Source organism: Halomonas sp. McH1-25 (assembly GCF_022348165.1).
Taxonomy (GTDB): Bacteria; Pseudomonadota; Gammaproteobacteria; order Pseudomonadales; family Halomonadaceae; genus Modicisalibacter.
In genome coordinates this window covers 387,375-399,045 of the sequence record NZ_JAKRFI010000001.1, presented here as the reverse complement: position 1 = coordinate 399,045, position 11,671 = coordinate 387,375, and the positions used below count along the sequence as shown (strand labels likewise).

General features: G+C 60.4%; 11 protein-coding genes. 8 read left to right on the top strand and 3 right to left on the bottom strand.

The genetic code is table 11. The features are described 5' to 3' along the window. Nucleotides 1-76 precede the first annotated feature (76 nt). From rpmI to ihfA, 5 genes are all read left to right on the top strand, one after another. Nucleotides 77-271: a 50S ribosomal protein L35 gene (rpmI, locus tag MHM84_RS01970; RefSeq protein WP_019017569.1), complete on the top strand. Its 195-nt coding sequence runs from the start codon at nt 77-79 to the stop codon at nt 269-271. Between the two features lie 34 nt (nt 272-305). Continuing rightward, the gene (gene rplT / locus MHM84_RS01965; RefSeq protein WP_092850218.1) at nt 306-659 is read left to right on the top strand and encodes a 50S ribosomal protein L20; all 354 of its coding nucleotides are present in this window, start codon (nt 306-308) and stop codon (nt 657-659) included. A 132-nt stretch (nt 660-791) separates the two neighbouring features. Further along, nucleotides 792-1,811: a phenylalanine--tRNA ligase subunit alpha gene (pheS, locus tag MHM84_RS01960; RefSeq protein WP_239263783.1), complete on the top strand. Its 1,020-nt coding sequence runs from the start codon at nt 792-794 to the stop codon at nt 1,809-1,811. Between the two features lie 26 nt (nt 1,812-1,837). Next, nucleotides 1,838-4,222 (top strand): phenylalanine--tRNA ligase subunit beta, encoded by a 2,385-nt coding sequence (pheT, locus tag MHM84_RS01955; RefSeq protein ID WP_239261898.1) that lies wholly within the window; start codon nt 1,838-1,840, stop codon nt 4,220-4,222. Between the two features lie 26 nt (nt 4,223-4,248). After that, nucleotides 4,249-4,572 carry an integration host factor subunit alpha gene (gene ihfA, locus MHM84_RS01950; RefSeq protein WP_239261896.1) on the top strand — a complete coding sequence of 108 codons (324 nt, stop codon included), beginning with the start codon at nt 4,249-4,251 and terminating at the stop codon, nt 4,570-4,572. Between the two features lie 68 nt (nt 4,573-4,640). Here ihfA and MHM84_RS01945 read toward each other — a convergent pair whose 3' ends face one another. After that, complete coding sequence (locus MHM84_RS01945; RefSeq protein ID WP_239261894.1) at nt 4,641-4,847, bottom strand: DUF2788 domain-containing protein; 207 nt, start codon at nt 4,845-4,847, stop codon at nt 4,641-4,643. A 142-nt stretch (nt 4,848-4,989) separates the two neighbouring features. Between MHM84_RS01945 and MHM84_RS01940 the strand changes: the two genes are divergently transcribed. Next, nucleotides 4,990-5,454 carry a flavodoxin gene (locus MHM84_RS01940; protein ID WP_239261892.1) on the top strand — a complete coding sequence of 155 codons (465 nt, stop codon included), beginning with the start codon at nt 4,990-4,992 and terminating at the stop codon, nt 5,452-5,454. A 13-nt stretch (nt 5,455-5,467) separates the two neighbouring features. Further along, complete coding sequence (locus MHM84_RS01935; RefSeq protein ID WP_239261890.1) at nt 5,468-5,842, top strand: hypothetical protein; 375 nt, start codon at nt 5,468-5,470, stop codon at nt 5,840-5,842. Between the two features lie 134 nt (nt 5,843-5,976). Here MHM84_RS01935 and ppnN read toward each other — a convergent pair whose 3' ends face one another. Continuing rightward, a complete protein-coding gene (gene ppnN / locus MHM84_RS01930) occupies nt 5,977-7,341 on the bottom strand; it encodes a nucleotide 5'-monophosphate nucleosidase PpnN (RefSeq protein ID WP_275445638.1) in 1,365 nt (454 codons plus the stop codon). 319 nt (nt 7,342-7,660) lie between these two features. Between ppnN and MHM84_RS01925 the strand changes: the two genes are divergently transcribed. Further along, a complete protein-coding gene (locus tag MHM84_RS01925; protein ID WP_239261888.1) occupies nt 7,661-8,578 on the top strand; it encodes a LysR family transcriptional regulator in 918 nt (305 codons plus the stop codon). 115 nt (nt 8,579-8,693) lie between these two features. On the opposite strand, the gene gcvP is transcribed toward MHM84_RS01925, so the two are convergent. Next, nucleotides 8,694-11,588 carry an aminomethyl-transferring glycine dehydrogenase gene (gene gcvP, locus MHM84_RS01920; RefSeq protein WP_239261886.1) on the bottom strand — a complete coding sequence of 965 codons (2,895 nt, stop codon included), beginning with the start codon at nt 11,586-11,588 and terminating at the stop codon, nt 8,694-8,696. Between the last annotated feature and the right edge of the window lie 83 nt (nt 11,589-11,671).

Below are 11,671 nucleotides of genomic sequence, written 5' to 3'. Positions count from 1 at the left end.
ACGGGTAGCCGTGACGATTTTGCGTCATGGCTATCGGCCCCGGATTTTCTAAAGAAACCGAGCGGAGTTTTCACTCATGCCGAAAATCAAGAGCAATAGTGGCGCTGCCAAGCGCTTCAAGAAGACAGCTAACGGCTTCAAGCACAAGCAGTCTTTTCGTAGCCACATCCTGACCAAGAAGTCCACCAAGCGTAAGCGTCAGCTGCGCGGCACCAAGCTGATTCACGATGCCGACAAGGCGCTGATTCAGCGCATGCTGCCCAATCTGTAACCTTGGTCGAACCGTTTAACGTCAGGAGAATGCTATGACTCGTGTCAAGCGTGGCGTCGTTGCACGTCGCCGTCACAAGAAGATTTTGAAGCAGGCCAAGGGCTACTACGGTGCTCGTTCGCGCGTATTCCGCGTAGCCAAGCAGGCGGTCATCAAGGCCGGCCAGTATGCCTATCGCGACCGTCGCCAGCGTAAGCGCCAGTTCCGTGCCCTGTGGATCGCCCGTATCAATGCGGCGGCCCGTCAGAACGGCCTGTCTTACAGCCGCTTCATTGCTGGCCTCAAGCAGGCTGGAATCGAGATCGACCGTAAAGTGCTGGCCGATCTCGCCGTTCACGAAAAGGCCGCCTTTGCCGCTATCGTCGAGAAGGCCAAGGCTGCCCAGTAAATGATGGCCGCCGCGATACCGTTGCGGTATCGCGAACCATCGTGAACGTCGCAGGGGAAGAGCAGCCGCTCTTCCCCTGTTTTTTTGGAGCGCCGTATGGCGCTCCGCGACCAACGTTTCGGAGCAGTACGGATGGAGCATCTTCCCAATCTGGTAGCCGAGGCGCGTGCGGCCATCGCGTCGGCGGACGGTGTAGCCTCTCTCGATGAAGTCAGGGTTCGATACCTCGGCAAGAAGGGTGAGATCACCGCCTTGCTCAAAGGGCTGGGCAAGCTGGCTCCCGAGGAACGGCCCCAGGCTGGCGAGCGAATCAATCAGGCCAAGCAGCAGCTCAGTGGCGAGCTGGATGCACGCAAGAACGAACTCGAACGACATGCGCTACAGGCGCGGCTGGCTGCAGAGCGCCTGGACGTAACGCTGCCGGGGCGTGGCCAGGTTTATGGCGGGCTGCATCCCGTGACCCGCACGCTGGAGCGCATCGAAGGACTGTTTACACGGATCGGCTACGATGTGGCGGTCGGTCCGGAGATCGAGGACGATTACCACAATTTCGAGGCGCTCAACATTCCCGCGCATCACCCGGCGCGTGGCATGGCGGACACGTTCTATTTCGATGCCACGCGGTTGTTGCGTACGCATACCTCACCCGTGCAGGTCAGGACCATGAAAGGTCAGGAACCGCCGATTCGCATCGTCTGTCCTGGCCGAGTCTATCGCAGCGACTCCGATCTGACGCATACGCCGATGTTTCATCAGGTCGAAGGGCTGCTGGTCGATGAGGATGTCAGCTTCGCCGACCTCAAGGGAACCATCGAGGATTTCCTCAAGGCCTTCTTCGAGCGCGACGAGCTATCGGTACGCTTCCGGCCGTCCTACTTCCCGTTCACCGAGCCGTCCGCCGAGGTCGACATCCAGTGCGTGATGTGCAACGGCGAGGGTTGCCGCGTTTGTTCCCACAGTGGCTGGCTCGAGGTCATGGGCTGCGGCATGGTGCATCCGGAAGTCTTCCGCCATTCGGGAATCGATGCCGAGCGCTACAAGGGTTTCGCCTTCGGCATGGGCGCCGAGCGACTCGCCATGCTGCGTTATGGCGTCAACGATCTACGGTTGTTTTTCGAAAACGATCTGCGCTTCCTGCGCCAGTTCGCCTGACCGCTTCAAGGAGATAGGAAAGCAAGATGAAATTTTCCGAACAGTGGTTGCGTGAATGGGTGTCGCCCGAGCTGACCACCCAGGCGCTTGCCGACCAGATCACCATGGCGGGCCTCGAGGTGGATGCCGTCGAGCCGGTGGCCTCGGCATTCAGGGGCGTGGTCGTTGCCGAGGTGGTCGACAGGACGCCACATCCGGATGCCGACAAGCTCAATGTATGCCGCGTTGACGATGGCTCCGGTGAGGACGTGCAGGTGGTGTGCGGCGCGTCCAACGTGGCCGTGGGGCAGAAAGTGCCGTTTGCCCGGGTCGGGGCGGTTCTGCCCGGCGATTTCAAGATCAAGAAAGCGAAGCTGCGGGGCGTGGAGTCTCGCGGGATGATCTGTTCCGCCTCCGAGCTGGGGCTCGAAGAGGAGACCTCTGCCGGCATTCTCGAACTACCGGCCGATGCGCCGGCCGGCAAGGATTTCCGGGAGTGGATGAAGCTCGATGACCATACGATCGAAGTCGATCTGACGCCCAACCGCGGCGATTGCCTGAGCCTGAAGGGGATGGCGCGCGAAGTCGGCGTATTGAACCGCCTGGCGCTGACGCCGCCCGAGGCCTCGGAACATGCACCTGTCCATGACGCAGTGTTCCCCGTCCATGTCGAGGCGCCGGAGCGTTGCCCGCGCTATGTGGGCCGTGTGGTCAGGAACGTCGATGTGACGGCGCCCACGCCGTTGTGGATGGTCGAGCGCTTGCGTCGCAGCGGCGTGCGCTCCATCGACCCGGTCGTCGACATCACCAACTATGTCATGTTGGAGCTGGGTCAGCCGATGCATGCCTTCGATCTGGCCAACCTGAGCGAAAGCATCGTGGTGCGTCCTGCACAGGAGGGTGAGACGCTGGTCCTGCTCGATGGTCAGAGCATCGCGCTGCGCGAGGATACGCTGATCATTGCCGACCGCGACAAGCCATTGGCGATCGCCGGTGTGATGGGGGGAGAGTATTCGGGCGTCAGCGCCAGCACGCGTGATGTTTTTCTCGAGTCGGCCTTCTTCACGCCATTGGCCGTAGCCGGTCTGGCACGTTCCTATGGCTTGCACACCGATGCATCGCATCGTTTCGAGCGGGGAGTGGATCCTGCTCTGACCCGGCAGGCCGTGGAACGAGCCACGGCGCTACTGCTCGACATTACCGGCGGAGAGCCGGGACCGCTGAGCGAAACCGCCAGCCCCGACCATCTTCCTGTCGAGCGCCAGGTCCTGTTGCGTGCCGCACGTATCGAGCAGTGCCTCAACCTGACGCTGCCGGGCGAAGAGGTGGTCGACATTCTCGAACGCCTGGGTATGCGTGTCGTCGTCGATGGCGAGGGGAGTTGGTTGGTGACTGTCCCGAGCTGGCGTTTCGATGTGGCCATCGAAGAAGACCTGATCGAAGAGCTGGCGCGCATTTACGGATACAACCGGCTGCCGGTACGCCGGCCCTCGGCGCGACTCGGATTGCGGGCAGACGGCGAAAGTCGTCAGCCACTGGCGAGGCTGCGTCGTCAAATGGTGGCGCGCGGTTATCAGGAGGCGATTAGCTACAGCTTCGTGGCGCCCGATCTTCAGGCGCTATTGGCACCCGATGTGGCAGCGCCGCAATTGGCCAATCCGATTTCCAGCGATATGTCGGTCATGCGTGCCAGTCTCTTTCCAGGGCTGGTCAAGGCATTGATGCACAACCTGAACCGCCAGCAGCAGCGCGTGCGCCTTTTCGAGACGGGGCTGGTATTTCGTGGCGAACTCGACGATCTGGAGCAGAGCCCCATGCTGGGTGGGTTGATCTGCGGGACGCGCGACCCGGAGGGATGGTCCGCTCGCCGAGAAGGTGTCGATTTCTTCGACCTCAAAGGCGATCTGGAAAGCCTGATGGCGGTCGGCGGCGATCTGTCGGCCTGGCGGTTCGAGCCGGATGAGCACCCTGCGCTACACCCCGGTCAGACGGCGCGAGTCTATCGTCATGAGCGACCGGTCGGCTGGATCGGCGCGTTGCACCCGGCCGTACGTGCCGAACTGGGACTGCGCGTCGATGCCTTCCTGTTCGAGGTCCGGCTCGATGCCCTGACCGAGGGCCGCTTGCCCGCGTTCACGCCGTTGTCTCGTTATCCCGAAGTGCGCCGTGATCTGGCACTGGTGGTCGAGGAAGACGTCCCCGTACAGGCGTTGCTGGACACGCTGCGCGAAAAAGCCGGCGAATGGCTGACCGACCTACGCCTGTTCGACGTTTACCAAGGGCCGGGGGTGGAGAAAGGTCGCAAGAGTGTCGCCTTGGGCTTGACCTGGCAGCATCCTTCGCGCACGCTCAATGATGATGAAATCAATCAGTTAGTCGATGGAATCATCGCCGAGTCCAAGCAGCGCTTCGATGCGGAACTGCGGGGCTGAATCGACATCTGTACGAAGGAGTGACCATGGGTGCGTTGACCAAGGCGGAGCTGGCCGAACATCTTCATACGGAGCTTGGCTTTTCCAAGCGGGAAGCCAAGGGCATGGTTGAGGCGTTCTTCGAGGAAATCCGCGGTTGCCTGCGCGAAAACGAACAGGTCAAACTGTCGGGTTTCGGCAATTTCGATCTGCGCGACAAGCGAGAGCGGCCAGGACGCAATCCCAAGACCGGTGAAGAGATCCCCATTTCGGCGCGACGTGTGGTGACGTTTCGTCCGGGTCAGAAACTCAAGGCTCGGGTGGAGCAGTTCGAAGGCGAAATCTCCGACGCCGTCGCGACGCACTCCTGATTCCGGCAGGTCAGGTGTCTCTAGCCACGCCATGGCTCATGGCGTGGCTTTTTGCCGTTGCCCATCCGTTAAAGCCCGCCGCTCTCCATCATCTTGGTGATCACCGTCTTGATGACGAAGCCTAGCATGCCTGCACCCAGGGCGATGAACAGTATGAGGGTGCCGAACTTGCCGGCGTTGGATTTGCGTGCCAGGTCCCAAATGATGAAGCACATGAAAAGAATCAGACCACCGATCATGATCGGTGTGACCCATGCCTCGAATGTGCGCTCCATGTTTTCCTCCCTGCAATGAGACGGCCAGTATAGCCAGTGCGGCCGACCCGCGCATTGGCAGCGCCTCATCCCTTGCCGATGCGTGGGCGCATCGGGGATTCCATGCTAATATCCGGGCAAATTTCTCAAGCAATGGCTTTCAATGTCCACGCTAAAGATCTTCGTCGGTACCATGTATGGCGGTGCTCTGGATGTCGCCGAGCAGGTCAAGCCTCTGTTCGAGGAGGCGGGGTACGATGTCGGCATCTACGAGCAGCCTACGCTGGACGACTTGCTCGAATCGCCCACCGACTTGGCGCTCTTCTGTGTTTCGACGACGGGGAGTGGCGATTACCCAGGCAATTTCGTGCCGTTTGCCCGTGAAATCGATGAGCGACACCCGGTATTGACCGAGTTGCGCTATGGCCTGATTGCGCTGGGAGACAGCTCTTACGGGGATACTTTCTGTGGGGCGGGCCGTTCTCTCGACGCCCTGTTGGAATCGCATGGGGCGCAGCGTCTTGGCCAACGCCTGGAAATCGACGCCATGGAAACGTTCATGGCTGACGATGCCGCCATTCCCTGGGTGGAAGCCTGGATCGAAGAGCAGGGCCTGCGGATCGGCTGACGGAAATCCTTTCATGACGACATCCATGACCCCCGAGCGTCTCAGCACGCTGATTGGGGTATTGACGGCGATTGCCGCCACGCTGCCGCGCTACGTGTACGGCGCCGTCGATCAGGGGCGTTTGGTGCTGATCCTGATGGCCTTTGGCGTGGTTGCCATCGTCGCCGGCATCGCCTGGCGCCTGCTGGCTCGATCGGCGCGCCAACGCTTGCCTGGCCTGTTGGCAAGGTTGCTGATCAACGTATTGCTGGGCTGCCTATTGGTGACCCTATGGCAGTGGTACGAGCATGGCACGATAGCGCCGCTTCTGCTGCTGTCGCATGGAGCCACGTTCGGCCTGCTGATTCATGCATTGACCGTAGGCTGGCGACGTCGCAGCGCTACCTGATGAGGCGTGAGCGTTAGCGAGACGCCTATGTCTTGCCTGAAAAATGCCTGCGCTCGGCGATTTTTCAGACAGGACTTGAATATCACAAGGCCCGGCAATGCCGGGCCTTGTGGTGTCTGGTTCAGCGTCTATTCTCAGCCCAGCGTATAACACGGGACGTAATCGCTCCCAGGCAGCTTCATGCGGCCTTGAGCGACGAACGAGCTCAACAGTTCGTCGAGACGTGTCATGAGCTCGGGCTCGGCATGCAGGCGAAATGGGCCGTGAGCCTCAATGGCACGGATACCCGGCTCCTTGACGTTGCCTGCGACGATGCCCGAGAACGCACGACGCAGGTTGGCGGCCAGTTCGTGCACGGGTTGGTCGTGGTGCAGAGCCAGGGCAGCCATGGCGGCATGGGTAGGCTCGAAAGGCTGCTGGAAGTCGGGCTGGATGCTCATTCGCCAGTTGTAGTAGAACGCATCGTCATGAGCACGGCGGAATTCGGTAACCTCGTCGATACCTTCACGCATGGCGTGTGCTACCCCGACCGGGTCGTCGATGATGATCCGGTATCGCTGACGGGCTTGGTCGCCAAGCGTGTAGGCGAGAAACTCGTCGATACGCTCGAAGTAGTCCGCAGCGCTGCGCGGTCCGGTGAGAATGACCGGGAAAGGCATCTTGGCGTTGTCCGGGTGCAACAGGATCCCGAGCAGGTAGAGGATCTCTTCGGCAGTGCCTACGCCGCCCGGAAAGACGACTATGCCATGACCGACACGCACGAATGCCTCGAGACGCTTCTCGATGTCCGGCATGATCACCAGCTCGTTGACGATCGGGTTGGGCGACTCTGCGGCGATGATGCCGGGTTCGGAGATGCCGAGATAACGTCCATGCTTGCGGCGCTGCTTGGCATGTGCCACGTTGGCGCCTTTCATCGGCCCCTTCATGGCGCCGGGGCCGCAGCCGGTGCAGATATCCAGTTCCCGCAAGCCAAGGTGGTAGCCCACATCCTTGGTATAATCGTACTCTTCTCGGGATATCGAGTGACCGCCCCAGCAGACCACGAGGCTGGGCTCGCAGGATGACTTCAACGTGCCGGCGTTACGCAGGATGTGGAACACGGCGTTGCTGGTGTCCTCACTGCTCGACAGGTCGAAGCGTGGGTGCTGCTGAATTTCGTTATAGACGTAGACGATGTCGCGCAGTACGGCCGAGAGATGTTCGCGTATTCCTCGGATCATCTTGCCGTCGACGAAAGCCTCGGCAGGTGCATTACTCAGCTTGAGGCGGATGCCCCGATCCTCCTGAAGGACTTCGATGTCGAAGTCGTGATACGCCTCCATCAGGGCAAGACTGTCATCGGTGGCCGTATCGCAATTGAGTACCGCCAGGGCGCAGCGACGCAACAGATCGTGCAGACCGCTGGAGGACGTATCGCGCAGGCGATTCACTTCGTGCTGGGAAAGTACCTCGAGGCTGCCCTCGGGGGAAATCGTTGTGGAAATCTTGCGTGGCATTCGGGTTTCCTTGTTGACCGTCAGGCGGCACTGCGGCTCCATGACCAGTTGGGTATTCTACAGAGGGCCGGTACACCGGGCCGCGGGTCGGACATGGACGGGTATCCTTAGGGCGTTGCGACAATGTCTGTGATGCTAACATGCGCCGCGGGGAACTCGCAGCGCTGCGCATGGCAGGATTGTCTGGTAACATTTATGCAGTGATATCAGCCGTTTCCCATAATGGCTCTGCGTTTTCGTGTCGTTCGCTCGCCGCCGCCGTGTTGGCATCCGGTCGATTTCCGTCATTTGCATTATCCGTGAGTGGACTCGACGATTCATGTTCAATGCCCAGTATTTTCGCACGTTCATTACGCTGGTAGAGACCGGGAGCTTTACGCATACCGCGCGCCGTCTCGATATGACGCAGCCCGGCGTCAGTCAGCACATCCGCAAACTGGAACAGTATCTCGACAAGCCTCTGCTCAACCGCCAAGGTCGCCGATTCATGCTGACGGAAACCGGGCGGCGCGCCTACGACTATGCCGTCAAGCTGTTCGCCGAGCATGAGCATTTCCGCCATTCGCTGGATGACGATTCCCTGCATGCCGGCGATTGTCGTATCGCGTCGCCGGGGAGCGTCGGGCTGATGTTCTATCCTTTCATCCTCGGCTATCAGCAGATGCATCCCGGTTTGACGGTCAGTTACAGCTTCGCGTTCAACCAAGACATCGTGAGGGACGTACTGACCGGGAGATACGATCTGGGCATCGTGACCGAGATGGCCAACCAACCCGATCTCGAATACGAACCCTGGCATCAGGAGCCGCTTTGCCTGGTAGTGCCTGCCGATTTCGCAGGTAATACCTTCAATGACTTGATGGCGTTGGGGTTCATGAATTATTCCGACGGCGTCAACCATGCCAGCCAATTGCTGCGGGCCAATTTTTCCGGTGAATTTCGCAGCATGAACCAATTTCCCAAACAGGGATTCACCAACGAGGTGGCCATGGTGCTCGATGCAGTGGCCCGCGGCCTGGGGTTTACCGTCATTTCACGACTGGTGCTGGAAACCTCGCCTTGGCAGCGTCAGGTGAGGGAGTTGGTGCTACCGCAACACGTCTATGAGACGCTCTATATCGTGACCCGCACGGGCGCCGAGATGCCAAGGCGCTATACGCAATTGCTCGAGGACTTCCGGGATCAGCGGCGTAACATGCTATACGGCCTTTCCGAAGAGCCCGGTTTCGATGCGTAGTCAGCGTTTTTGCCGTCGCGGCTAGACATGCCGGCCGATGGCCGCTGTGCAGGCAGCCAAAAAGACGGCCCCCGCAGACGAAACGCTGCGGGGGCCGTTTTTTCGGCTCGGGAAATCAGTCGCGGTAGGCGTCGATAGTGGGACACGAGCAGATCAGCTGTCGGTCGCCGTAGACGTTGTCAACGCGATTGACTGCCGGCCAGAACTTGGCCGTCTTGGTGGCTTCGGTCGGGAAGGCGGCGATTTCGCGACTATAAGGCCTTTCCCAGCCGTCATCCATGAGATCCGCCATGGTGTGTGGCGCATTCACCAACGGGTTATTCTCCACAGGCCATTCCCCGCTCTCGACTCGGGCAATCTCCTCGCGAATGGCGATCATTGCGTCACAAAAGCGATCGACCTCATAACGGGACTCGGACTCGGTCGGTTCGATCATCAAGGTGCCCGGTACCGGGAAGGACATGGTCGGCGCATGGAATCCATAGTCCATCAATCGTTTGGCGATGTCTTCCTCGCTGATACCGGAGGCGGCCTTGAGCGGGCGAATGTCGACGATGCATTCGTGGGCCACCGTGCCGTTGACTCCCCGATAGAGCACCGGGTAATGCGTCTCGAGCCGTTTGGCGATGTAGTTGGCGTTGAGAATCGCCAGTTCGGTTGCTTCGCGCAGTCCCTGGGTTCCCATCATCTTGATGTAGGCCCATGAGATCGGCAGGATCGAAGCGCTGCCGAAGGCGGCGGCGGATACCGCGCCACAATCCTCGCGCACCCCTGGAATCGGTGTAACGACATGGTTGGAGACGAAAGGCGCCAGATGCGTTTTGACGCCGATCGGCCCCATGCCGGGGCCGCCGCCGCCATGGGGGATGCAGAACGTTTTGTGCAGGTTGAGGTGCGAGACGTCTCCGCCGAAATCGCCGGGGCGGCACAGGCCGACCTGGGCATTCATGTTGGCGCCGTCGATATACACCTGGCCGCCATGCCGATGCACGATATCGCAGGCTTCGCGGATCTCTTCCTCGAAGACGCCGTGCGTGGAAGGATAGGTCAGCATGATCGCCGACAGCGCCTCGCTGTGCTTTTCGGCCTTGAGGCGTAGGTCGTCGAGATCGATATTGCCGTTCTTGTCGCACTCGACGACCACGACCTTCATCTGCGCCATGGCCGCCGATGCCGGATTGGTGCCGTGTGCCGAGCTGGGTATCAGGCAGATATCGCGGTGCCCTTGATCGTTGGCGGCCTGGTAGCGGCGGATGGCGACGAGGCCGGCATATTCGCCCTGGGCGCCTGAATTGGGCTGCATGGAAATATGCTCGTAGCCGGTGATCTCGACCAGGAACGCGGCCAGCTCGTCGATCATCTGCTTGTAGCCGACGGCCTGGTCGCCAGGCACGAAGGGGTGCAGGTTGGCGAACTCCGGCCAAGTGATCGGCATCATCTCGCTAGTCGCATTGAGCTTCATGGTGCACGAGCCCAGCGGGATCATGGCGTGGGTCAGCGATAGATCGCGATTCTCCAGGCGCTTGAGATAGCGCAGCATCTCGGTCTCGCTGCGATAACGCGTAAAGTTGGGGTGCGTCAGGTAATCGCTTTCACGCACACAGTCGGCAGGAATGCCGCTCAGTCCGTTGGCGACCACCTCGTCATCGAGGCTGGATACCGAAAGTTCGTGTTCTTCACCCAGCAGGACATCGAAGAGTGTGGCGACATCGGCTGCCGTCGTGGTTTCGTCGAGACTGATGCCGATGCGTCCGTCTTCATGGAAACGCAGGTTGACTGCATGGGTCAGGGCGCGGCCGTGGATCTTGCCAGCATCGGCGTTGACCAAGGTCAAGGTGTCGAACCAGCTGTCGTGGGCCAGCGTCAGCCCCTTGCGCTTGAGCCCTTCGGCCAGGATGGTGGTCAACCGGTGAATGCGAGAGGCGATGGTGCGCAGCCCTTCGGCGCCATGATAGACGGCGTAGAAACCGGCGATATTGGCCAGCAGCGCTTGCGAGGTACAAATGTTAGAGGTGGCTTTCTCGCGGCGGATATGCTGTTCGCGGGTCTGCATGGCCATACGCAGGGCGGTGTTGCCACGGCTGTCCTTGGACACTCCGATGATGCGTCCCGGGATCGAGCGTTTGTGCTGATCCGTGGTGGCGAAGAAGGCTGCATGGGGACCACCGTACCCCATGGGAACGCCAAACCGCTGCGAATTGCCCAAGACCACGTCCGCGCCGATTGCGCCAGGCTCCTTGAGCAGTGCCAGGCTCATGAGATCGGCGGCGACACATGTCATGACTTGGCGCTCGCGTGCTGCATCGAGCAACGGCGCGAGGTCATGAACGCGTCCCGTTTCGCCGGGATACTGGAGCAGCGCCCCGAAGACGTCATGTTCGGCAAGTCGGTCGGGCCTGTCGATGATCAGTTCGAAGCCGTAATACGCCGCCCGCGTACGCAGTACGTCCAGGGTTTGCGGCAGCACGTCATCGGCGACGAAGAACTTGTCGGTCTTGGCTTTCTTGTTGGCCCGGCGGCATAACGCCATGGCTTCGGCGGCAGCGGTCGCCTCGTCGAGCAGCGAGGCATTGGCCAGATCCATCCCAGTGAGGTCCATGACCATCTGCTGGAAATTGAGCAAGCCTTCCAGCCGGCCTTGTGCAATTTCCGGTTGGTAGGGCGTATAGGCCGTATACCAGCCGGGATTTTCGAGTACGTTGCGAGCTATGACCGCCGGGGTATGGGTGTTGTAGTAACCCTGGCCGATATAGGTCTTGAAGAGCTTGTTCTGTTGAGCAAGGCGCTTTAGATAATCCAGCGCCTCGGCTTCGCTACGAGGTGCCTCGAGATTGAGTTGGCGTTCCAGGCGGATATCGCGTGGAATGGTCTTCTCGATCAGCGTTTCCATGCTGTCGATGCCGAGCTCGCCCAGCATATAGGCGACGTCCGCACTGTCCGGTCCATTGTGGCGATGAACGAAGGCATCATGACTGGCCAGCTCGGCCAGGCGGCGTTTTTCTACAGCCATGGGGCACCTGTGTGGTAGCGGGGCGGTCAGGCCCATAACAGATAAGGGTGTTGCGTGGCGAAAGACGCCGAGAGGTGTGATGC

Excerpts from the sequence above, each read along its gene's own strand:
- gcvP (WP_239261886.1), bottom strand. The coding sequence starts at position 11,588 with ATGGCTGTAGAAAAACGCCGCCTGGCCGAGCTGGCCAGTCATGATGCC.
- ppnN (WP_275445638.1), bottom strand. The coding sequence starts at position 7,341 with ATGCCACGCAAGATTTCCACAACGATTTCCCCCGAGGGCAGCCTCGAG.
- MHM84_RS01945 (WP_239261894.1), bottom strand. The coding sequence starts at position 4,847 with ATGGAGCGCACATTCGAGGCATGGGTCACACCGATCATGATCGGTGGT.
- rpmI (WP_019017569.1), top strand. The coding sequence starts at position 77 with ATGCCGAAAATCAAGAGCAATAGTGGCGCTGCCAAGCGCTTCAAGAAG.
- pheS (WP_239263783.1), top strand. The coding sequence starts at position 792 with ATGGAGCATCTTCCCAATCTGGTAGCCGAGGCGCGTGCGGCCATCGCG.
- MHM84_RS01940 (WP_239261892.1), top strand. The coding sequence starts at position 4,990 with ATGTCCACGCTAAAGATCTTCGTCGGTACCATGTATGGCGGTGCTCTG.
- rplT (WP_092850218.1), top strand. The coding sequence starts at position 306 with ATGACTCGTGTCAAGCGTGGCGTCGTTGCACGTCGCCGTCACAAGAAG.
- ihfA (WP_239261896.1), top strand. The coding sequence starts at position 4,249 with ATGGGTGCGTTGACCAAGGCGGAGCTGGCCGAACATCTTCATACGGAG.
- MHM84_RS01925 (WP_239261888.1), top strand. The coding sequence starts at position 7,661 with ATGTTCAATGCCCAGTATTTTCGCACGTTCATTACGCTGGTAGAGACC.
- MHM84_RS01935 (WP_239261890.1), top strand. The coding sequence starts at position 5,468 with ATGACGACATCCATGACCCCCGAGCGTCTCAGCACGCTGATTGGGGTA.
- pheT (WP_239261898.1), top strand. The coding sequence starts at position 1,838 with ATGAAATTTTCCGAACAGTGGTTGCGTGAATGGGTGTCGCCCGAGCTG.